This window comes from Streptococcus suis (assembly GCF_046032515.1).
Lineage (GTDB): Bacteria > Bacillota > Bacilli > Lactobacillales > Streptococcaceae > Streptococcus > Streptococcus suis_AL.
On the sequence record NZ_JARQPJ010000002.1, the window covers coordinates 134,071 to 157,342 of the forward strand.

Genomic DNA, 23,272 nt, shown 5'->3' on the forward strand with positions numbered 1-23,272 from the left:
TTAATCATTATTAATTATTCAAAATAAATTTTTCAAAATTAAATCTCTTAACCACAACAATAAACGTCACAATTACTACGAACAGTAAGATGGATATGAAAACAATCGTTTCAAAAATTCCTAATATTAAAACTCCTGACGATTGGGATATCAACATCCCTAAAATCGGAAACACTATTATCATCGCAATTCCTTGTGCAGATTTGCTATTTTTGAAATATTGTGAACTTCCAATAATGAGCAGAATTGACAATAAGATAAGCAATGGGGAAATGACGAAAACTACTAACAACCAAGTAAGATTTGGTAAGATAATATGCCCAAAGTTGCTCCAACCTAATATATTAACCATCGTTGAATAGATGATAACTGACGTAATCGTTACTAAAAATGCTGGTATTGCGCATGCAAGAGCCTTACCCAAAATTAAGTTCTTAGGAGATAAGGGAGTATATAACAACCCCTCCATGGTCTTGTTCTCCTTCTCACCAATAAGACTACTTACTGCCAATATGGAAGAAGCCATGATTGGAACCAACATGAATAACGGTAAAAAGAAATAGGTAAAAATAGCATAATATGGTAAATTTGCAGAAGTCACATAGCTTGGATACTTCAAAATTTGAAAGTGTTCTAAAAAATCACTTAATCCAGCAATACTAGTGGTGACACCTCCATTAGCACCAAAGACCAATATCAGAGAGGGAAGCAATATGCTAATAATGATCGGAGGAAGGAACAGACTCAATAACAATCCCTTATCTTTTAGTAACTCAATTAAATCTTTTTTAACAATTACTTTAATTTGATAGCTCTTCATGATGAGTACCTCCAACAATTCTAAAGTATATATCTTTTAAAGATTCGGTTTCCTGATGAATACCGTAAATAGCATTTTCTTTAGCTGATAATTTTTTTACAATTTCTGGAATATTGTCAAGTCTATCTACCTTAATATGGAACTCAGTATTCGAACATTTCAATATAGCCCCAAGATAGGACAGTTCTTCCAAGTCATTTGGATGAAAATGTCCTTGAAATTGAACTATTTTTTCTGTTTTTTGAAGTGCATCTAAGTCACCACTTTGCAAGATACAACCGTTTTTTAGGATACCTATACTATCTACCACTCCATCCATTCCATAAAGATAGTGAGTGCACATAATAATTGTAATACCTTCTTTTTTCAACTGTTTGATAAAACTATAAAATTCATCAATGGCCTCTGGATCCAAACCTGTCGTAGGTTCATCCAATATCAATACTTCTGGATTATGCAACATAGCTCTAGCGAGCATAACTTTTTGTCTGTTCCCTTTACTAAGACTCCCTACAACCATGTCTAGATACTGTTCTAACCGAAATAACTTTTTTAAAATACTTATTCTAGAGTCAATCTGACTATTGTCCATACCATAAATTTCTCCCCAAATAGCCAGGTTCTCCTGAACAGTTAGGTTTTCGTAGAGATTTCCATCATTTTGAACACCAATACGTTGCAACAACTCTGTTCTGGAATTTTCCGTCAGTATCATATCAAATAGTTTAACCGTTCCCTTATCAGGGTGTAATAACCCTAAAATAATTCGAATTAATGTCGTTTTTCCAGCACCATTTGGCCCAAGTAATGCAAAGACCTGACCTCGCTCAATTTTTATAGAAACATTATTAATGATACTTTTTGAACCAATTGTTTTCTGAATTCCATTTACTTCAACAACCATTTTATTCCCTCCTATACCTATAAGACCCATGAGAAATGAAGCATGCTCATGAAGAGAATTGAGATAGTAAAAAATTCATCGTCAGTATTTAGAAATATTTCTAAATAGAATTATACTCTGTTTTTATTGTTTGTCAAGAACTATTTCGATTATTTTCTAAATAGATTTCAAAAAAACAGACCACTCTTTATGGTCTGTCAAATACGGCTTATCTCTCCCCTTTATTGCGAATCACAAAGCCTGTTTTCTTTTCACTTGATGTGCGTTGATGTGGTTTTTTATTATCTTGACGGCGGTTGTCACGCTTGAACTTGTCATCGCGACGGTTGCGGTCTCCACGGCGTCCTCCACGATCTCGGTTGCGGTCACCATCACGACGACCACTACGATCACGGTCGCGACCACCACGGCCACCTTTGCCCTTGGCTTGACCAGGTGCAAACTTGAATGGCAGTGGTTTTTCACGCGCGATTTCCACTTCTGGCAAGCTATCTGGATCTTGTACGGTTAAACTGAGTACGTAGAGAGCAAGCTCTTCAGGGGTAAATTCAGTCGCCAGCTTGATTGCATCTTTCTTAAACTTATCAAAGTTTCCACGAATGGTCTCGTCTGCGAAGTCACGCTCAATCTTTTTCAGAGCAACTTTTTTCTTAGCTTCAAAAGCCTCTTCAGCTGTCGCAGGCTTGAGCCCCTTCATACGCTTCTTGGTCAACTCTTCGATAATGGCCAAGTAGCCCATCTCATTTGGCGAAACAAAGGTAATAGATTGACCTGATTGACCCGCACGACCTGTACGACCGATACGGTGAACATAGCTTTCTGGGTCTTGTGGAATATCGTAGTTGTAGACATGTGTCACACCAGAAATATCCAAACCACGCGCCGCTACGTCCGTCGCAACAAGGACATCAATCTGGTCATTTTTAAAGTCACGAATAACACGAAGACGCTTATTCTGGTCCAAATCTCCGTGGATACCTTCTGCACGGAAACCACGCAGTTTGAGTCCACGAGTCAATTCATCGACACGGCGTTTGGTACGACCGAAGACGATTGACAATTCTGGCTGGTCAACGTCCATAAGGCGAGTCATGGTGTCAAATTTTTCATGTTCTTTGACACGGATATAGTATTGGTCCACGTTGACGTTGGTCAATTCCTTGGCCGCAATCTTAACGTGCTCAGGCTCTTTCATGAACTTGACACCAATACGCTTGATTGGCTCAGGCATGGTCGCAGAAAATAGAAGGGTCTGGCGACTTGCTGGCACACGTTCGATGATGGCTTCAATATCGTCCAAGAAGCCCATGTTGAGCATTTCATCTGCCTCATCAAGAATAAGGGTTTCAACGCCGTCAAGCTTGAGGGCTTTTCTCTTAATCAAGTCCAAGAGACGACCTGGTGTACCAACAACAATGTGGGCACCAGAGCGAAGGGCCTTGATTTGTTTTTCAATGCTAGAACCACCGTAAACAGAGCGGACTTTCACACCCTTTTCACGACCAAATTTGAAGAGTTCTTCTTGACTTTGCACCGCCAACTCACGCGTTGGAGCAATAATTAGGGCTTGAACAGCTTGATTATTGATGTCAATTTTATTGAGGGTGGGCAGACCAAAGGCAGCTGTTTTACCAGTACCCGTCTGGGCTTGACCAATCACATCTTTACCCTCAAGAGCGAGAGGAATAGTCTGCTCCTGGATAGGTGACGGCGTTTCAAAACCAGCCTTCTCAACGGCAAGCAAAATGTCTTCTGACAATTGTAAATCTGTAAATTTCAATTATGATACCAAGTGCGTTAAGAAAACAAGGTGAAAATAGGAGACTGACGCAGTGTGACAACACACTAGGAAGTCTATCTTTTTCACGAAGTTTTTAGCACGGGTTCGAATGCTCTTCCCGAACTAGTTTCCTAACGCATTTCCTTTCTTTTACAAGGCAGTGCGAAGCTACCTTATCTAACTTTTTTTGTAACAATTATTTCCACTGGTAGCGAACTAACCAGTATCAGACTTGCAACTTACCTAGTATAACACATTCTAAGCATAAAGGTTGGCTTTTGCCTTGAAAACTTAAAAAATGCGTTTTCATGAAAAAAGGAGCTTTCGCTCCCCTTCTTCAGAAAATTATTTCAACAATACCGCTGCTGCAAGTGCCTGTTGAATTTGAATGACACTCTTATCACTCTTGAATTGGAGGGTTTCCGCTGGATCTGCCGCAGAAGAAATCCAAATCTTGAGCTCCGCGTCCATATCAAAATGACCGGAGGTTTCGACCGTAAAGCGTGAAATCGACCGATAAGGAATTGATTTGTAAGACACCTTCTTGCCCGACATGCCCTGCTTGTCCACCAAAATCAAGCGGTGTTCTGTGAAAACAATCAAATCGCGTACCAGGCTGAAAGCCATTTCTACTCGTTCGGTGTCTAGCAAAATGTCCGCCAGATCTTGTTCTACCTTGTTATTGTCCTTTTGGGAAGCATTGCCCATTAAACCTGAAAATAACCCCATGCGATAACTCCTTTTTCTAATTTTCTATTATTGTACCGAAAAACTTACAGGAAACAAAGTAAAAACCAGCCTATAATAGAAGCCTCTCGTCAAACAAGCCTAGAAATTCTTCATTCTGCGAATGGGTGACGACGATGACCAACTTATCCTCAATCTTGGACAAGGTTTCCGCAATTAAACTTTCATTTCTAGTATCTAAGCCCGTCGTTGGCTCATCAAATAACAAGACTTCCGCATCACGATAGAGGGCTCTAGCTATATCAAACCGCCGCTCCTCCCCTCCCGATAATTGCTGGGCAGAGGATAGCAGGGTAGCGAAACCATTTTCCTGTCGTTCAAACCAGTCTAGCAGACCAACCCTGCTCAAGCAAGTCAGAGCCTTTCTCTGATCCAAGGGACCAAACAGGCTCAGATTTTCCCCAATACTAGCTGAGAAAATAGCCGTTTTTTGAGGAAGATAATAGATTTTTCCAAAAAACGAGGTCTGTTCTAGGTCCGCCAGATTCCTCTGGTTGACCAGGACTCTTCCAGCTTCTGGCTTCTGAATCCCCAGCAAGAGGCGGAGCAAGGTCGTCTTCCCACTCCCGCTCTTGCCCAAGATAGCATATTTTTTATTGGCGTGAAAAAGATAAGAAAAATTCTCCACAATCAGATGGTCCTGATAGCGACAATCAATCCCTTCCAGAGCAAGGCTCGTAATGGATTCCTTCAAAACTGGCTTGGCAGCTTGACCTTCTTCCTTCCTATTTAAGAGACCTGTCAACTCCTCCACAACCGTCCGACTAGCAAGATACTCTGTAATCAGTCCTGACATGGTTTGAATGGGACCAGCAACCGTTCCCATTAGTGTGGTCATAGCAATCAAGTCTGAAATGTTCAGCAGGCCTTGAAAGACAAAGATACCACCAATAATCCAGGCACCCGAATAGACCACACTACTCAAACCGTAGGACACGGCGTAGGTCTGAGATTGTTTTTTGGAAAAATGGTTGGCTCGCCTAGCATATTCCTGACTGGATGCTTGGAGTTTCTCCTCAAAAATCGGAGTAATGGTGCTGATTCGGATAAAGGTCAGAGAATGAACAAACTCACTAAAGAGCTTGAGGTAGGCATTCTTCTCCGACTGACTATCCTGAGTGGCATGAGCAAGGATACGATTATTGATCAAGGGAGCGAGAAAAGGAATAAAGCACAAAGCCAGCATAATCAGCGTCATGGTCCCTTGCAAATAAAGGGCACCAATCAGTGAAAAGGTAAAAACAAGGAGGCTTGTCAACATGGACAAGAGCGGTGTTAGATAACCATTTTCCAAGACATCCATGTGGTTGACCAAAATGTGAATCTTGTCAGCACTCTTTTTGTCATCACTTCCTGAATCATCACCAGCTGCATAGACAGCCACCAGCTGATTGCGAGTCCTTTCCATGATACGATTGACCAACTTAGACTTGAGATAACGAGGCAGGTAGTCAAAGTAGGTATCGCAGATGAAAAAGCCCACCGCTATGAGTGAACTGGTCACAAATGCCTTTTGGTCACCGGACAGAGCCGCCTCTGAAACCCTAGCATAGACAAAACCTGTTGCTGCCAAAATCAGAGCATAGACAAGAGCTACCAAGACATAAGCCAGCACCTCCGACTTACACTTTCTAAGGTAGTAAAACATGGGATAAGACCTCCAATCCATTTCCATTTATATAACTATAGTATATTATAATAATACTTTTTTTGCAATGATAACAAAATTAAAAAAAGCCAGGACTTGCCTGACTTATTATAGAGTTAATTGGGTTAGATGAAGATTGAACTAGAGGTTCATCAAAGCGACTTTAGGAAGTTTTAGCTTGATTTTCAAAGCTGAACAGCTGTAAACTGATTACCATCAGCTCTCATCTCCAACCTTTCACCTCGCTTGACATCTCAAGGCTCGGGCTAAAACAGTCTATTTATAGACTATTCCACTCCACCCAGACTTTATTCAACGGTAAACTGACTTCCGTCAGTTCCCATCTCCCGATAGCAAATATCTCCCAGATATTTTCTACATCTTCTCTTCCAACTCCACATCTGGATATTTGTCCGCGAACCAGCGGAGGGCGAAGTCGTTTTCAAAAAGGAAGACGGGTTGGTCAAAGCGGTCTTTGGCTAGGATGTTACGGCTTGAGGACATGCGTTCATCTAGGTCTTCTGGCTTGATCCAACGGACAGTCTTTTTACCCATTGGGGTCATGACTACCTCGGCATTGTACTCGCCTTCCATGCGGTGTTTGAAAACTTCAAACTGGAGCTGACCAACGGCACCCAGCATATACTCGCCAGTCTGGTAGTTCTTGTAGAGCTGGATAGCACCTTCCTGCACCAGTTGCTCGATTCCTTTGTGGAAGGATTTTTGTTTCATGACGTTTTTAGCAGAAACTTTCATGAAAATTTCAGGGGTGAAGGTCGGTAGCGGTTCGAATTCAAACTTGTTCTTGCCTACGGTCAAGGTATCCCCTACCTGATAGGTCCCTGTATCGTAAACCCCAATAATGTCACCCGCTACTGCATTTTCCACATTCTCACGGGATTCGGCCATGAACTGGGTCACGTTGGACAACTTGGCTCCCTTGCCTGTACGAGGCAGGTTAACTGCCATACCGCGTTCAAATTCGCCCGAAACCACACGGACAAAGGCAATGCGGTCGCGGTGACGAGGGTCCATGTTGGCTTGGATTTTGAAGACAAAGCCTGAAAAGTCTTTATTGAGTGGATCAATGACATCCCCTGTCGTTGTCTTGTGACCATGTGGCTCTGGAGCAAACTCCAAAAAAGTGTCAAGAAAGGTCTGCACACCAAAGTTTGTCAGGGCTGAGCCGAAGAAAACAGGTGTCAAATCGCCGTCCAAAATCGCCTGCTCTGAAAATTCATTCCCAGCTTCCGCCAAGAGCTCGATATCGTCCAGAACTTGTGCATAAAAGGGGTTAGAACCAAAGAGCTTATCACCTTCGTCCAAGCTTGCAAAACGCTCATCACCTCGATAGAGTTCCAAGCGTTTGTTATGGAGGTCATAGAGACCCTCGAAAGATTTCCCCATACCGATTGGCCAGTTCATTGGATAGCTGGCAATGCCCAAGACTTCTTCCAGCTCCTGCAACAAATCAAGTGGCTCACGACCGTCACGGTCCAACTTGTTGATAAAGGTAAAGACTGGAATATTGCGGTGTTTTACAACCTCAAAGAGCTTTTTGGTCTGGGCCTCGATACCCTTGGCAGAGTCCACCACCATGACAGCCGCATCCACCGCCATCAAGGTACGATAAGTATCTTCTGAGAAGTCCTCGTGCCCTGGTGTATCTAGGATATTGATCCGCTTGCCTGCATAGTCAAACTGCATGACAGAGGAAGTCACCGAGATCCCACGTTGCTTCTCGATATCCATCCAGTCAGACTTGGCAAAGTTACCAGTCTTTTTCCCCTTGACCGTCCCAGCCTCACGAATCTCCCCACCAAAGTAGAGCAACTGCTCGGTAATAGTTGTCTTACCCGCGTCCGGGTGAGAGATGATCGCAAAGGTGCGGCGTTTCTTGATTTCTTCTTGTAGTGACATGATATTTCCTTTTCATTTTTTGTATTTTGATTCATAGCAGAGCTGAGCTCTTATCTTATTCGATTTACATTGGATTCATCCTTATTCTTTACTAGACAACTCTCTTATTATATCGGAAATAAGGGAATTTTTCAAACTATTGAAGAATAGGTCTACAGACCTATACTGTTGTATTATAAATATGTTACAATAAGTATGAGATGTATTCTATCTACTAGAAAAAGAAAGATAAAATAATGAACAAAAAAATAAAAGGTTTATCAACCAAGGAAGTACAAGAACGTATTCAAAACCAGCAAAACAATCATTTTAAGACAAAGACCAGTGCCAGTAATTGGGAAATCTTCAGACGAAATGTGTTTACATCTTTTAACGCACTCAATTTTGCCATTTTCTTAGCCTTACTAGCTGTTCAGGCATGGTCCAACCTTTTCTTCTTCGGAGTTATTGTCCTCAACGCTGTTTCAGGAATGCTGACAGAATGGCGGGCACGACGAATGATTGACAAACTCAACCTGATGAACAAGGATTTTATCCGAGTTGTTCGCGACGGCGAGACAATCTCTATTGCACCAGAAGATATTGTCTTAGATGATGTTCTCTTGCTGTCTGCTGGCGAACAAGTTCCTAGTGATGCTATCGTTATAGAAGGTATAGCCGAGGCAAACGAGGCCATGTTAACTGGTGAAAGCGACTTGATTGTGAAAAATAATGGGGCTGAATTATTGTCTGGTAGCTACCTAGTCAGTGGACAGATTTATGCAAAAGTCATCCATGTTGGCGCAGAAAACTATGCCAATAAGCTCATGCTCGAGGCGAAAACTCACAAACCTATCGTCTCTCGTATTCTTTACAATATGGATAAAATTGCTAAATTTACAGGAAAAATTATCATTCCATTCGGACTAGCTCTTTTTCTAGAAGCCTTTTTCATCAAACTTCTTCCCTTAAAAGACTCAGTTATTACCAGCTCTACTGCCCTACTAGGTATGTTACCAAAGGGAATTGCTCTGCTAACCATCACTTCTCTCTTAACTGCCGTTATCAAACTGGGAATGAAAAATGTCCTCGTACAAGAAATGTATTCCGTCGAAACACTTGCCCGAGTTGATGTTCTTTGTTTGGATAAGACCGGAACGATTACTCAGGGGAAAATGACCGTCGAAAACCTGCTCCCCTTAACCGACCATTATTCACTTGACACTATTCAACGGTTACTCGCTACTTATATCCAGACAAGTGAGGATACTAATTCAACAGCTCAGGCCATTCGAAAAGAATATGGTGATTTAGAGCACCACTATAAAGCTAGTCACATCATTCCATTTTCTAGCGATAGAAAATGGGGAGCAATGACAATAGAAAACATTGGTCGCATTTTTCTAGGGGCACCAGAAATGTTACTAACACAAAATCCTCCTTCTGTTTCTGAGGCACAGGCTCGTGGTTCCCGTGTCCTGATTCTTGCGCTTAGTCAACAGTCCCTTCCTTCTTCTCAAAATCAGCTATCTGAGAATATTGAACCTCTAGCTCTATTAGAAATTGCCGACCCAATCCGAGAAGACGCCGCAGAAACACTAGCCTATCTTCGCTCGCAAGAAGTGACACTAAAAATAATCTCTGGTGACAATCCTGTGACTGTCTCACACATTGCTAAGGAAGCTGGATTTGCTGACTACGATAGCTATATCGATTGTTCCAAAGTTGACGACGAAGAACTAATTGCCAGAGCTGAAACAACCGCCATTTTCGGTCGCGTATCCCCACATCAGAAAAAATTGCTCATCCAAACCCTCAAAGCACAGGGACATACTACTGCAATGACCGGTGATGGGGTCAATGATATTCTTGCACTACGCGAAGCTGATTGTTCCATTGTTATGGCAGAAGGCGATCCCGCTACTAGACAAATCGCTAATCTAGTCCTCCTAGATTCTGAATTTCGAGATATTCCTGAGATTCTCTTTGAGGGACGACGCGTTGTTAATAACATCTCCCACATTGCGCCCATCTTTCTTATCAAAACAATCTACTCTTTCTTACTTGGCCTTATCTGTATCGCTAGTATCACTCTAGGTAAAGCAGAATATTTGTTAGTTTTCCCATTTATTCAGATACAAATGACCCTCATTGGTCAATTTGTTGAAGGTTTTCCTCCTTTTATCCTAACTTTTGAACGAAATATCCGCCCCGTAGAAAAACATTTTCTCAGAAAATCTCTTCTCTTAGCCCTACCAAATGCTCTCGTGGTTGTTCTCAGTGTCCTTATTTTCCATTTACTGCAAGTCTTTGGATACTTAAACTTGCATGACATGCAAACCCTCTCTTATTATGTTCTTGGTTCAACAGGTCTACTGGCTGTCATTCGTGCCTGTTTGCCACTGACAAAAGCTCGACTGGCTCTTATTATTTATTCCGTTTTCGGTTTCTTCATCAGCTCCCATTTCCTACATGGTCTGATTGAGATTCACCCCCTAAACAGTCACACATTGCCAATCTATTCTGGATTAATGCTTATTTTTATCCCTGTCTTTTTCTGGATTAGCTACAAACAAGGCGCATTTAAAAACTAAAATAAGACTTGAAAAACTAATTTCAAGTCTTATTTTTTCAATATATGCGAATTCATTTGTTTGCTTTCTTTTTTCAAATAGGCAATCAGCATAGCTTGTATACTCAAAATAGAGAAACAGAGTAGGCAAGTTACCAAGAAGAAATTCAAAGGAAGATTATTAGTATTCACTAAAGGTGCCTGTCTTAAAAATCCATAATTTCCACCAGTTAAAAGAGCTACTCCTAGAATCAGCATATTCATAATAAGCGTATATTTCACTATCTCTTTCCCCTTCAACATCTCCCCTTCTAAATCAGATAACAGGTACAACATACAATTAACGGTCAAGGCATAGTGGCCAATAACAAAAGTAAAGAAGGTAAGGTGTGGAAAAGCAAACGGGTCAAATACCGGATGAATAAAGGCAGAAAGCGATCCGAAAAGACCGAGATAAGCAAAATAACGTTTCAGAGGTCCGGGCTTAGCCCAAAGAATAAAGAGCATGGCCAAGCGACAATGATAAAAAGGAAGACTCTCTGAAAGAGGAAAATCAGCTACGATATACCAAGTATAAAGGGAGACAATCTGTATAAATTGAAGCCACCAAAAAACAGTATGAAACCATCTCTTTTGGTAACAACGAAAACAAAGATAGAGCATGAAAAACCAAATAATCATGAGAAACAGATGTTCCAATACGTCCAAGTTCGGTGCTTCAGAAATCTGATTACTAAAAAAATCACTCATCTTATTAAATTCCTTTCTTTCCCCAGGAATCAGTATATCAACTTTTCGACATTTTGACAAGACTTGCTAAAAAAGAGAGGTCTCACCTCTCTACTTTTCTATTGCTTCCACCACTTTTCCAAGGTTCATAGAATTAGAGCCTTTGAAGAGGATTGACTTATCACTGTTGAACACGCTGATAAATCCGTTTTTCAATCTGCTCTAGCCAAGATTTTCTTTTCCTATCATCAACCATTTTTACCATGTTATAACTCATCCATTTCACATCTTTGTAGCCTGTTTTCTGAAATGTTCCTTTAATTAACGCATTTTTGATAGCATTACCATAAATTAGTTGATACAAAAATTTAGGAGTATTCATAGTTGTGATAATAGTAATGGTTTTTAACTTCTCATGACGCGCCTGCATACTATAACCATTTGCTTTGTAGTCGTAAAATGCTCCTGGAAAAATAACTTTGTCAATGAAGCCTTTCATCATCGCTGGCATCAACTCCCACCAGATTGGAAAAATCAAGATGAGATGTTCTGATTCTCCGATATACTTTGAATAAGCTTGGGCTTGTGGGTCCACCTGCTGATGTTTCACAAATCCTAGCAAATCTTCACTAGTCATCACAGGATTAAACTTTTCTGCATCTAAATCAATAACCTGCACTTGACTCCCCGCCTTTTGAGCACCAGCTATACTGGCTTCTAAAATAGCGTGATTATATGATTTTTCATAGGGATGGTTATAGACAATTGTTGTTTTCATTGAAATTTCTCCTCTATTTTTTTATTGTTCCTTGTTTATCATTCAAGGTACAACCAGTATATTACAATCTAAAAAGACCGACATTAACAAATGTTAAGTCAGTCGCTTTTTTATTCTAGAAAGTGATACAGGAGTTATTCCTAGGTAAGAAGATAAATAAATATCTGGAACTCTCCATAACAGGTCAGATTTTTCTTGAACTAATTCTAAAAATCGTTGCTCAGGTGAGTTTTTTATTCGTGACAGAAAAAGATGGTTGTATTTAATCATTTTCTGACTTAAAAGTATTGTCAACGAGTGATAATACTCTGGGTGTTCTAGTAAAAATGTTTCAAATAGTTGCCGATTTAGGCAAGAAACCACAGTATCTTCAATAGCTTGAAGACTGTAAATACTTTCTGTCTTCGTTAAAAAACTTTCAAGAGACGAAACCGAATCTCCCTCAAAGAAAAACTGAATAGTGATGTCTTTTCCGTCATGGTTATGCCACAGTCTCAACGCACCGGACTGTACAAGATAAATCATATGCGAGACTTGACCTTCATCTAAAAGATAGTCTTTTGCCTTTATTTCTTTATATATTAAATGTGGCTGAATATCTTCATGTTGAAACAATTCATCTAGGATTGACAATTCTATTTCTCCTATTCTGCTAATTCTTCCACCACTTTTCCAAGGTTCATGGAATTAGAGCCTTTAAAGAGGATTTGGTCTTTCCCACCAAGGACTTCCTTGACTTGCTTCACCAGGTCTTCAAATTGGTCCTGCTCTGCATTTTTCCTAAAGAAATAGACTTTTCCAATTGGGAACATCTGACTAGCCAACTGAGCCAGACCTTCAATATCCTGACCGTAGAAAATAACAGTGTCTAGCACATCAGGCGACAGGCTAAGAATCATCTGATTGTGGAGATCAACGGATTGGCTACCCAGTTCTTTCATGTCTGCCAAAACGGCGATTTTCTTGCCGCCTTCATTGGCTGGAATGCTAGAGAAGGTTTCCAAAATCAATCGCATAGCGGTTGGATTGGCGTTGTAAACATCGCTGAGAATATCTGCTCCGTTTGCCGCCTTCTTCCACTCGGTGCGGTTGCGGGTCAAGTTAAGACTGGCAAGGGCTGACTTGATTGCCTCATCAGGCACACCCAAGGTCTTGCCCACGTAGCTTGCTACCATGGCGTTGGTGGCATTGTACTTGCCCGTAACAGGCAGGAAAATGTCGCCGTCCATAAAATTGACGGTGAAAGTCAGGCTGTCCTTGCTCTCGACCAGACTGGTCACCTGCAAATCAGACTGCTCACCGAAGCGAATAAGTTCTACATGGCTCGGCAAGAGCTTATCCGCAATCGGATCTGCTGGGATCAAGAGTTTACTACCTGGCTCCATTCCATCCGCAATCTGTAATTTTCCTTTGGCAATCTCTTCTCGTGAGCCGAAAAATTCCAGATGGGCTTCTCCAAAAAGGGTAATAACTGATAGACTTGGTTTGGCAATTTCAGACAGGAGATGGATGTCGCCCAAGTGGTCTTGGCCCATCTCTAAAACCAGTTTCTCAGTCTCGTCTGGCATATGAAGGACAGTGTAAGGGAGACCGATTTCATTGTTATAGTTTCCTTGTGTTTTGTAGGTCTTGTAAGTCGTCGCTAGAACATCGTGAATCATGTCCTTGGTGGTCGTTTTACCGTTTGAGCCTGTCACAGCAATGACTTCTACCCCTGTTTTGTCTAGGTAGTAGGCCGCTAATTGTTGAAGCGCAACCAAGCAATCATCTACCAGAATGTGAGGAACATCAAGGCTGACTTCAGACAGGGTTACTGCGCAGCCATTTTCAAAAGCCACAGGAATAAAGTCATGACCGTCACGCGCACCTTTTAAAGGGATAAAGAGATCATTTGCTTCAATCAAACGGCTATCAAACTCAACTTTGTTGAGCTCTGTATCGGGATAAAGACTGATATCATTTTTTGCGCCCAAGACCTGAGCGACTTCGTGTAGGGTTAATTTCATTATTTTCTCCAATATAGTCTTTTAGTTTACTTTTAGTACTCGCTCCAACTATCTGGGAGATAGTTGGAGGTTGGAAATAAAGCGAACAAAGTTCGCATCAACAGCCGCAGGCATAACAATGCTTTCTAATTTCTAGGCATTGACTTGAAACAGTCCCCCAGACTGTTTCAATCAGGCAAGGCGAGTTCAAACACTCCAGTGGAGTGTTTGAAGTTGGAAATAAGGAAACAAAGTTTCCTCATTCGTCGACGTAATAAAAGATAAACTAAATGACGATAAACTAAAAAAGAGCTTTTGCTCTCTCTATTATATCACTTTTTAGCTCGTGTGGATGAAAGTTCAGCCTCATCTAACAGGTCAAACTCAATGTGATAGCTGATGTCATCACTTAGAAGGGCTTTGACCCTGCACTTTTGGTCCACATAGGCCAAGATAGCAGTCTGCTTTTCTTCCGAAACTTTTTCTGCCAATCGGATAAACACTTCGAAACGTCTATCTTCCAGCTGAGAAGAAACTTGAACAGGCATGGTTTTATTGCCTTCTTGGCTGGCGTAGTAGCCTTGCACACACATGGTCACACAGGCAGCCAATCCTATATTGACCAAACTAACTGGAGTTTCCCCCTTCTCCGTCACCCCAAAGGTCCGAACCGGTTCACCATAACCTTGAGAAACTGCCTGAAACAGACCTTCCCCTTTTACTGTCGTTTGATACATAAACACCTCCACATATTTGAAACCATTCTATTCTTTTTCGCAAACCTTTGCAAGAATGTGAACTAGAAAAAGATTGGAAATTTTCCAATCCTTTTCATTATCATTAAATCAAATGGCTTTCGCGTTTTTCAAACATTTCTTTGGCCAAACGAACTAGCTCTTCAATCAAGTCTGGATAAGCCAGTCCCATGTTGTCCCAAAGAAGTGGGTACATAGACCACTGGGTAAATCCTGGCATGGTGTTGAGCTCGTTGAGGAAGATGTCGCCGTCTTCTGTCAGGAAGAAATCACAGCGAGAGAGACCACAACCACCGATAGCACGAAAGGCCTTGGCAGCATTGTCCCGCATAGTATCCATGATAGAGTCATCAATCTTAGCTGGGATTTCCATGGTAATCTTGTTGTCGATGTATTTAGCATCATAGTCATAAAAAGCAACGTCTTTGACTACTTCGCCAGGAAGTGTGGTTTTCACGTCAGCATTTCCCAAAAGACCAACCTCAATCTCACGCGCATTAACACCCTGCTCAACGAGGACACGGCTGTCATACTTGAAGGCCAGCTCAAGTGCCTTACGCAAGCCAGCTAAATCCTCTGCCTTAGAGATACCGACACTTGATCCCATATTAGCTGGTTTTACAAAGACTGGATAAGTCAATTTTCCTTCAATCTCTGCAATCTTATCATCGATATTTTCACCCTCGATAACTGCCACATAAGGTACTTGGGGAATTCCTGCTGATTCAAGAACACGCTTGGTAGTGATTTTGTCCATGGCAACGCTAGAAGACAATATATTGGTACCAACATACGGCATACGAAGCACTTCCAAGAAGCCTTGAATTGACCCGTCTTCTCCCATCGGTCCGTGAAGGACAGGGAAAACAACTGCCTTTTCTTCATAAATATCGCTCGGACGGATTTTTTGCTCTTCAACAATTGTCGCGTTTGTCATGAGTTTTTCATCGGCAGACGGTGTTTGAGAAAACTCTTGCGTCTTAATAAAGTCCCCAGTTTGTGTGATGAAATAGGTTTTTACAAAAAATTTATCATAATTGATGGCACGCATGACGCTTTCGGCAGACAGAACGGATACCTCACGCTCTGCAGAACGCCCACCATATAGTAAAATCAAGGTTTCTTTTGACATATATTTTCCTTCCTGTATCAACGCTATTACTCTTAGTATAGCATAATTTAACAAATCATATCTATCCTATCTTAAAATTAGGAACGTATCTAACTACAGAACAGCTATAGCTCTGTGCGGTTTTCAATAGCCCTCAACAGGGTCACTTCATCTGCATATTCAATATCACTGCCTACCGCTAAACCACGAGCTAGTCGGGTTACTTTGATTCCCGCAGGTTTGAGGACACGCGAGATATACATAGATGTAGCCTCTCCATCTGCTGTTGCATTGGTCGCCACAATAACTTCTGTAACCTCATTGTCCATCAGGCGAGTGAGGAGGGTTTTCAAATTAATATCATCTGGTCCGATACCATTCATGGGGGAAATCAAGCCATGCAAGACATGATAAAGACCGTGGTATTCTTGAATATTTTCCAAAGCTGTAACATCTCGACTATCCTCTACAATCAAAATAGTAGATTGGTCTCGCGTTGAGTCTTGGCAAATGGCACAGGGGTCCTGATCTGTCAAATTACCACAAATAGAGCAATAAGATAGGTCTCGCTTGGCTGCCAATAAATTTTTCGCAAATTCATTAACGACATCATCCTCCATGCCAATAGTATAAAAAGCTAAACGGGTAGCCGTTTTTATACCGATACCTGGCAATTTAGAATAACTATCAATTAACTTAGCAATAGGTGTAGGGTAAAGCATAAGCCTCCTTAATTCATTGGGTGAAGTGATTGATATAAATTGATAATTTCTTGAGTAATTGTCTTAGTAGTTGTTGAACTTTGATTGGTCAAATTTGGTAAGACAACTGCTACCGCAATTTGAGGATTATCACTAGGTGCATAAGCAACAACGTTGGTATTGACCGCAGTAACCACATCCCCAGAAGCTGTCGTTGTATAGGTTTCGGCTGTACCAGTCTTGGCACTGATGGTCACAGCCGCACCACGACCGATAGCACTACCTGTATTAAAGCGCCCACTACCATTGACAACTTGGTAGAAACCTTGACGAAGAAGAGACATGTCCTCAGCGGAAATATTAACCTGATTCATCTCCTTACCAGATACGGTTTCAATTAATTCTCCCAAACCACCTTGGGCATTATTCCCATAAATTCCCTCAACGAGGTGTGGAGAAATCCGTGTTCCATTATTCGCAATGGTCGCTGCATACTGTGCCATCTGCATCGGTGTATAGTTATCAAACTGTCCAAAAGCGTTGGTAATAAAGTTGGCTGTCGAATACTCTTCCGGTAAAAATCCTGTAGATTCGAGTGGAAGGTCAATACCTGTTGACGCACCTAAACCATACTCAGCAAAAGTCGAACGAAGCTTAGTCATGGCATTTGTCAATGTATCGCCATCATTCAAATACATGTTAGCTGAGTAGGTCTGACCAAGTAGTCCCAAAGCAATCTTAACCATGTAGACGTTAGAAGAATATTCCAGAGCCTCTGTCGCATCAATATTAAAACTACCATAGGCCCCATACCAAGATGTAATTGGTGCTGAACCTGCAAAATAGATTGGTTCGTCTAACTGCACTTGATTGCCACTGATTACTCCATTTTCCCAACCAGAGCTGATTGTCGCTCCTTTGACGATGGAACCTGGTGTGAAAACACTTGTAATAGTACCGAGGGCATCTTCTGTTATGCTACCTGCTCCTTTTTCATGACTGTATCCAGACATGGCAAGCACCGCACCTGTTGAAGGTTCCAATGCGACTGCATAAACTCCTTCCGAGTAAAGTGCACTACCAGTAGCCAGCTCACTTTCAAAGTATTTTTTCAAAATAGCATTGACCCCATCTTGAAAGGCTAAATCAATAGTCAGTTTAATATTATTTCCCTGCTGTCCTTCTTGGATTGTCTCAATACTTTCGACATTTCCATTTCGATCTAGATTAATTTGTTTTTTCTCACGTTGACCTTGCAATACTTCTTCATATTGTTTCTCGAGGTAGGCAGTTCCCACACGGTCATTTGATGAGTAGCCCTTGGAGAGATAGTATTCCGCATCTTCCGCAGGCAAACCAGCCTGTTCACTCGTTACTGTACCAATAATAGAGCTGAGGGAAGTTGGTAAAATCGTCCGTTGCCAGTTGTTAGTCGTTGAAATGCCTGGAAGTTGACTTTCATTGGCTACGATATGAGCAACCTGTTCAGCAGTTAGAGTATCTGTTACCAAATTAACAGTAGAGAAGTAAGTAGCTCCATTCATCTGCTTAAATAGTTCAATCGCCTTGCTATCTTGCTCAGAATATTGTAATGCTTCAGCAGGGATACTATCAACCGCATTAGAATAAATTGTCGATTCACTCAGGTAGTTGCCATCAGAATCGTATTTTTTATCTTCTGGCAAGGCCTCGACTACCTGACGATAAACTTCTTCATCCGCTAAATAATAGTCTGCCTTATCACGTTGAGTAATTGTTACGTCCGACACATTGACCCACTGCAAAAGTTTATTAGCTACTTCTTTCATTTCCTGAGCAGACATCTTGTTGGAACGTGTGAAGGAGACAACCTGCTGAATCTCGTTTTCAACCAAAGGTTTTCCCTGTGCATCGTAAATCTGCCCACGGATAGAGCCATTGCTGATGATTTTCTGACTGGCAGTAGACAGCTTATTACTATAAAAATCATGATTGATAATCTGCATATCTGCCAGACGCAATATCAAAACTAGGAAAAGGAAAATCACGATAGAAAATAAAATATTTAAACGAAGGGAAATAAAATTTCCATCGTGTTCCAAAGGCTTGTTCTTTCTTTTTTTCACTTCAAAGACCTCATTCTAGAAATATCCTTCTTATTATACCACAGGCAAAAAATATTTTTTAGACAGAGCCTCCTTTTCAGAATATATTTTCTTATGATTTCTTCACGAGACAAGCTTGCACTATCTCCCATTGACTGTGAACAGATGTTTCCACAAACTGTTGATCATGGGAAATCAAGAGGACACTTCCCTGGTATTCCTGCAAAAATTTCTCCAGAGCTTCTATGGCTATAATGTCCAAATAATTTGTAGGCTCATCTACTATCAAAAGATTGGCATCCGATAACAAGACCTTGGCCAAGGAAAGCCGAACACGTTCACCACCTGATAAATTTGCCACCTTCTGCTGGGCCTTATCGTAAGAGAGTCCCAACATGCCTAATAAATTGAGAACCGTTACCCTATCTTGAAGCGACGTCGAGCTAGCATTCACAAAGGCTGTTTCTTCTTCATTGAGACTTGTCAAATCCTGGGAGAAATATGCAATTTTTAATTTTGGATTGTAGTAGCCTTCTAATTCTTTTGAAATCAGTTTCCGAACAAAGCTTGTTTTCCCAGAACCATTTGACCCAACCAAAGCTAGCTTATCCCCAAAAGTCATACCAAGCTGAGGAAAATCAAATAAATATTTTTCCCCAATCCAGAGCTGACCAGCCTGTAAGCGAAAGAGACTGTGAAGACCAGTATCCAAGGCACCTTTCGCTTCCATCTTTACCCACGTTTCCTTTCTGGGTTGTTCAACCTTGTCCAAACGCTCCATCCGTTTTTCCAAATGCTTGGCAGTCTTGGCCATAGACTTGGCTTGACTGTCATAGGAACCCATCATGGCATTAACCTTCCACTCAGACGATGAAACACCTTTCTTTCTCTTCCCCATCTTCTGAGCCTTTGCCTGACGCTCTTGCTGGGCTTTTTTCAGTTGAGCGACTTTTTTCTGATAGGCTTCATAGGCCTCCTGCTGACCTTCTCGCTTAGCTCGGCGACTTTCTACAAATGCCTCGTAATTCCCAGGATAAACCTGAATAGTTCCTTCTTCCAAATGCCAAATGTGACTGGCTATTTGATTGAGAAAATGCCGATCATGGCTGACAACCAGTAGGCTGCCACGATAGCGTTTGATTTGTTTGATCAGCTTTTCCTGGTGTTCATAGTCTAGGTTAGCTGTCGGTTCATCCATAATTAACAACTGCGGTCTTTGGGCAAAAGCCTCTTGAATAGACTTCCAAACCTGTTCCCCACCTGAAAGCAAGCTCCTTTCCTGTAACTGGGGCACATAGGCCCAGTCTGCTTTTACCTCAATCTGACCAGCAAAATCCCTATCTAGTCCCAGCAAGATTTTCAAAAAAGTAGACTTGCCAACACCGTTATTTCCAACCAAACCAACCTTTTGACCAGCTTGAAGGCTCAACTGCTTGATTGTAAACAAACTTCGTCCCGCAAATTCCTTCTCTAATTGAATACATTTCATTACTTCCATATAGACCTCTTTTCTTCACAAAAAGGGCCCCTATTCTGCTCAATGAACAAGAAAAAAGCCATGCAAAACATGACCTTTCCCTATGGAAAAAGTCACACGAATAGTAAGCCCTTATGAGCAATCTTATCCCTTGTGTAGTCATTTAGTTTATCTTCTATCACTTCGTTAACTCGCTTTGCCGTACTTCAGTACAGCCTGCAGCTCGTTGCCTAGTACTAAAAGCAAACTAAAAGACTAAATTATCAAATAATTGATTTTCAACAAGTTTTAAGAACGACTAATAAGTAGCTTAATTATTCATGTAACTTCACCTCGTATAATTAGTATTTTTAGTATAACTTAGTTTGTATCAATTGTCAAATCTTGGTCAAGGCAGTCGCTGTATCTGGCGATGTATCATAGACTTGAAAATCTACTCCAACTCCTAAATCAGCCTGTGCTAACTGATTAACCATGGTCATGTGGGCCAATTCCTTGATATTATTTTCCTTTGATAAATGCCCGAGGTAAATCTTTTTGGTCCGATTTCCCAACGAGCGAATCATGGCATCAGCACCATCTTCGTTACAAAGATGGCCCTTATCTGATAAAATCCGTTGTTTGAGGTTCCAAGAGTAAGAACCCGAACGTAAGATTTCGACATCATGATTGGATTCAATCAAATAAGCATCGGCATTGGCTACAATCCCCGCCATCCGATCGCTGACATAACCCGTATCCGTCAGCATGACAAAGGACTTGTCATCCTTCATAAAACGGTAAAATTGCGGACAGGCCGCATCATGGCTAACTCCAAAGGACTCAATATCTAGGTCGCCAAAAGTCTTCATAGCACCCAATTCGAAGATATGTTTTTGAGCCACATCAATCTTACCCAATTTGCTCTCCATAGCCTGCCAAGTCAATTCATTGGCATAAATATCCATACCATACTTACGAGCTAAAACACCAATACCATGGATGTGATCACTATGTTCATGCGTCACTAGAATGGCATCAATGTCTTCTGGCTTGCGGTCAATTTCTGCTAAAAGACTGGTAATTTTTTTCCCAGATAAACCCGCATCCACCAAGATTTTCTTCTGATCTGTTTCCAAGTAAAAGCAATTTCCACTGGAACCAGACGCTAAAATACTGTAATTAAAACCTTTTCCTATCATGCTCTCCTATTCTTCCTCATCTGAATCATCCCACTCATCCAAGGCAATATCCTTGCTATATGGTAAAACAATTGTAAATGTTGAACCATGGCCATACTCACTCTTAGCCCAGATGAAGCCTTGGTGTTGTTTGACAATTTCTTTAGCAATAGCCAACCCGAGACCTGTACCACCTTGAGCACGGGAACGCGCCTTATCCACACGATAAAAGCGGTCAAAAATTTTCGGCAAATCAGCCTTCGGAATCCCCAAGCCCTCATCCGAAATCGAAACAATTAACTGATTGTCTGTTGTTTTCATACTAAAGGTAATTGTCCCGCCGTCTGGCGAATATTTAATGGCATTATTTAAGATATTATCCAAAACCTGAGTCATCTTATCTGTATCAATCTCAACCCAAATAGGACTGATTTGATAGTCACGAACAATCGTATAGACCTTATCAGAATCAGCATTTTTCATTTGGTCAAAACGGTTAAGAATAAAGGTCACAAAAGCAGTAAAGTTTATCAGTTCGACATCTATCTGACCAACCTGATTATCAATACGCGATAAACTTAGGAGGTCTGTAATCATCCGCATCATGCGGTTGGTCTCATCTAAGGATACCTTAACAAAACTCGGTGCAACAGACTCCGTCAGCGCTCCCTCATCCAGAGCCTCTAGATAGGATTTGACGGAAGTCAATGGCGTACGCAATTCATGACTCACATTTGACACAAAGAGCCTACGTTCCCGTTCTTCCTTGGCCTGCTCGGTCATATCATGTAAGACGACAACCAAGCCAGAAATCAGACCACTCTCACTACGAATCGTGGCAAAATTAGCGCGTAAAGTCAAAAATTCTTCGTTTTCATTGGTGTGATCAATCACAATCTCAGGTGTCTGAGCCAACAAATCTCTCAATGTATAACGGTCTGATAAATCTAAAACCTCTAGCAGATGATACTGCTCCTGCTTTGGGCTAGAAAGCCCCAACTGTTTCTGGGCCATATCGTTAATCATGATGATCCGTCCGATACGGTCTGTAGCAATAACACCGTCACTCATATAGGACAGGATGGAAGTCAGACGTGTCTTTTCTTGTTCTAAATTATCATGAGTTAAGCGGATGACCTCCGACAAATCATTAAGAGAATTCGCCATGTCTGTGATTTCAGGACTTCCCCTCATGTCTAACACATCTGCATAATTCCCCTCAATTAAGGCATTGACTTTTTGATTGAGTTGTTTAATTTGCTTATTATCCCGATAGTTTTCAATCAAAAGGACCGTCAGAGCAATTAGAAATCCAATCAAAATGACAACAAACCAAAATTCTGCCGTGGTCATTAAATAACGTAATTGATTAATCATTTCCTTTTATAAAATATCCCACTCCGCGACGAGTAAGAATGTATTCTGGTCTGCTTGGTGTATCTTCAATTTTCTCACGCAGACGACGAATCGTTACATCCACCGTGCGGACATCACCAAAGTAATCATAACCCCAAACTGTTTCCAATAGATGTTCTCGAGTCATAACCTGACCTAAGTGTTTGGCCAAATGGTGGAGCAATTCAAACTCACGATGGGTCAGCTCCAGCTCTTTGCCATGCTTCTTAGCGACAAACGCATCAGGCAGAATGACCAAATCGCCAATCACCAACTCTGGAGTTCCTGTTGACTCAATATTTGTCTGCGTCTCTGCCAATTCACTACGACGAAGAAGAGCCTTAACACGCGCCTGCAATTCACGATTAGAGAAGGGCTTGGTCACATAATCATCCGCCCCGATTTCAAGCCCGATAACCTTATCAAATTCGCTATCTTTAGCAGATAACATCAAGATTGGAACATTGCTGGTCTTACGAATCGTTCGAGCGACCTCTAGTCCGTCCAATTCTGGCAGCATCAAGTCCAAAATGACAATGTCAGGAAACTCAGCCTCAAATACTTCCAAGGCTTCACGTCCATCGAAAGCTGTCACAACTTCATATCCCTCACGCGTCATATTAAACTTAATAATATCTGAGATTGGTTTTTCATCATCAACGATTAATATTTTCTTCATTTTTTTATTACCTTTATTTTATTTCTTCTATTATATCAAACTTACCTA

At 41.3% G+C, this 23,272-nt stretch carries 19 protein-coding genes; 1 reads left to right on the top strand and 18 read right to left on the bottom strand.

What is annotated here, in order from left to right:
- Nucleotides 1-10: 10 nt before the first annotated feature.
- The 6 genes from P7J49_RS01900 to P7J49_RS01925 all read right to left on the bottom strand — a co-directional run bounded on the left by P7J49_RS01900 (nt 11) and on the right by P7J49_RS01925 (nt 7,819).
- The gene (locus tag P7J49_RS01900; RefSeq protein ID WP_408569076.1) at nt 11-820 is read right to left on the bottom strand and encodes an ABC transporter permease subunit; all 810 of its coding nucleotides are present in this window, start codon (nt 818-820) and stop codon (nt 11-13) included.
- A complete protein-coding gene (locus P7J49_RS01905; protein WP_408569078.1) occupies nt 801-1,724 on the bottom strand; it encodes an ABC transporter ATP-binding protein in 924 nt (307 codons plus the stop codon). Before P7J49_RS01905 ends, P7J49_RS01900 begins: the two co-directional genes overlap by 20 nt.
- Before the next feature lie 208 nt (nt 1,725-1,932).
- The gene (locus P7J49_RS01910; RefSeq protein ID WP_408569080.1) at nt 1,933-3,504 is read right to left on the bottom strand and encodes a DEAD/DEAH box helicase; all 1,572 of its coding nucleotides are present in this window, start codon (nt 3,502-3,504) and stop codon (nt 1,933-1,935) included.
- A 345-nt stretch (nt 3,505-3,849) separates the two neighbouring features.
- Nucleotides 3,850-4,233: a PH domain-containing protein gene (locus P7J49_RS01915; RefSeq protein WP_024379718.1), complete on the bottom strand. Its 384-nt coding sequence runs from the start codon at nt 4,231-4,233 to the stop codon at nt 3,850-3,852.
- A 70-nt stretch (nt 4,234-4,303) separates the two neighbouring features.
- The gene (locus P7J49_RS01920) at nt 4,304-5,899 is read right to left on the bottom strand and encodes an ATP-binding cassette domain-containing protein (RefSeq protein ID WP_408569082.1); all 1,596 of its coding nucleotides are present in this window, start codon (nt 5,897-5,899) and stop codon (nt 4,304-4,306) included.
- A gap of 375 nt (nt 5,900-6,274) precedes the next feature.
- On the bottom strand, nt 6,275-7,819 hold the full coding sequence (locus tag P7J49_RS01925; protein ID WP_408569084.1) for a peptide chain release factor 3: 1,545 nt from the start codon (nt 7,817-7,819) through the stop codon (nt 6,275-6,277).
- A gap of 236 nt (nt 7,820-8,055) precedes the next feature.
- On the opposite strand from P7J49_RS01925, the gene P7J49_RS01930 reads away from it, so the two are divergent.
- Entirely contained in the window at nt 8,056-10,392 is a 2,337-nt protein-coding gene (locus tag P7J49_RS01930; RefSeq protein WP_029186247.1) for a cation-translocating P-type ATPase, read from the top strand.
- A gap of 29 nt (nt 10,393-10,421) precedes the next feature.
- On the opposite strand, the gene P7J49_RS01935 is transcribed toward P7J49_RS01930, so the two are convergent.
- From P7J49_RS01935 to yycF, 12 genes are all read right to left on the bottom strand, one after another.
- A complete protein-coding gene (locus P7J49_RS01935; RefSeq protein ID WP_029186248.1) occupies nt 10,422-11,120 on the bottom strand; it encodes a TIGR02206 family membrane protein in 699 nt (232 codons plus the stop codon).
- A 160-nt stretch (nt 11,121-11,280) separates the two neighbouring features.
- On the bottom strand, nt 11,281-11,877 hold the full coding sequence (locus tag P7J49_RS01940) for an NAD(P)H-dependent oxidoreductase (protein ID WP_029186249.1): 597 nt from the start codon (nt 11,875-11,877) through the stop codon (nt 11,281-11,283).
- 93 nt (nt 11,878-11,970) lie between these two features.
- The gene (locus P7J49_RS01945; RefSeq protein ID WP_408569087.1) at nt 11,971-12,510 is read right to left on the bottom strand and encodes a Crp/Fnr family transcriptional regulator; all 540 of its coding nucleotides are present in this window, start codon (nt 12,508-12,510) and stop codon (nt 11,971-11,973) included.
- Between the two features lie 11 nt (nt 12,511-12,521).
- Entirely contained in the window at nt 12,522-13,883 is a 1,362-nt protein-coding gene (locus P7J49_RS01950; protein ID WP_408569089.1) for a UDP-N-acetylmuramoyl-tripeptide--D-alanyl-D-alanine ligase, read from the bottom strand.
- Between the two features lie 311 nt (nt 13,884-14,194).
- On the bottom strand, nt 14,195-14,599 hold the full coding sequence (locus P7J49_RS01955; RefSeq protein WP_222358094.1) for an OsmC family protein: 405 nt from the start codon (nt 14,597-14,599) through the stop codon (nt 14,195-14,197).
- A 103-nt stretch (nt 14,600-14,702) separates the two neighbouring features.
- Nucleotides 14,703-15,749, bottom strand: coding sequence for a D-alanine--D-alanine ligase (locus tag P7J49_RS01960; RefSeq protein WP_408569091.1), 1,047 nt, complete (start codon nt 15,747-15,749; stop codon nt 14,703-14,705).
- A 104-nt stretch (nt 15,750-15,853) separates the two neighbouring features.
- On the bottom strand, nt 15,854-16,450 hold the full coding sequence (gene recR, locus P7J49_RS01965; RefSeq protein ID WP_002935848.1) for a recombination mediator RecR: 597 nt from the start codon (nt 16,448-16,450) through the stop codon (nt 15,854-15,856).
- An 8-nt stretch (nt 16,451-16,458) separates the two neighbouring features.
- On the bottom strand, nt 16,459-18,534 hold the full coding sequence (gene pbp2b / locus P7J49_RS01970; protein WP_024384903.1) for a penicillin-binding protein PBP2B: 2,076 nt from the start codon (nt 18,532-18,534) through the stop codon (nt 16,459-16,461).
- 91 nt (nt 18,535-18,625) lie between these two features.
- Nucleotides 18,626-20,011 (bottom strand): ABC-F type ribosomal protection protein Vga(F), encoded by a 1,386-nt coding sequence (gene vga(F), locus P7J49_RS01975; RefSeq protein WP_408569093.1) that lies wholly within the window; start codon nt 20,009-20,011, stop codon nt 18,626-18,628.
- A gap of 356 nt (nt 20,012-20,367) precedes the next feature.
- Complete coding sequence (locus P7J49_RS01980; protein ID WP_408569094.1) at nt 20,368-21,171, bottom strand: MBL fold metallo-hydrolase; 804 nt, start codon at nt 21,169-21,171, stop codon at nt 20,368-20,370.
- A gap of 6 nt (nt 21,172-21,177) precedes the next feature.
- Nucleotides 21,178-22,527, bottom strand: coding sequence for a cell wall metabolism sensor histidine kinase VicK (gene vicK / locus P7J49_RS01985; protein ID WP_408569096.1), 1,350 nt, complete (start codon nt 22,525-22,527; stop codon nt 21,178-21,180).
- Nucleotides 22,520-23,224, bottom strand: coding sequence for a response regulator YycF (yycF, locus tag P7J49_RS01990; RefSeq protein WP_004298854.1), 705 nt, complete (start codon nt 23,222-23,224; stop codon nt 22,520-22,522). Before yycF ends, vicK begins: the two co-directional genes overlap by 8 nt.
- Between the last annotated feature and the right edge of the window lie 48 nt (nt 23,225-23,272).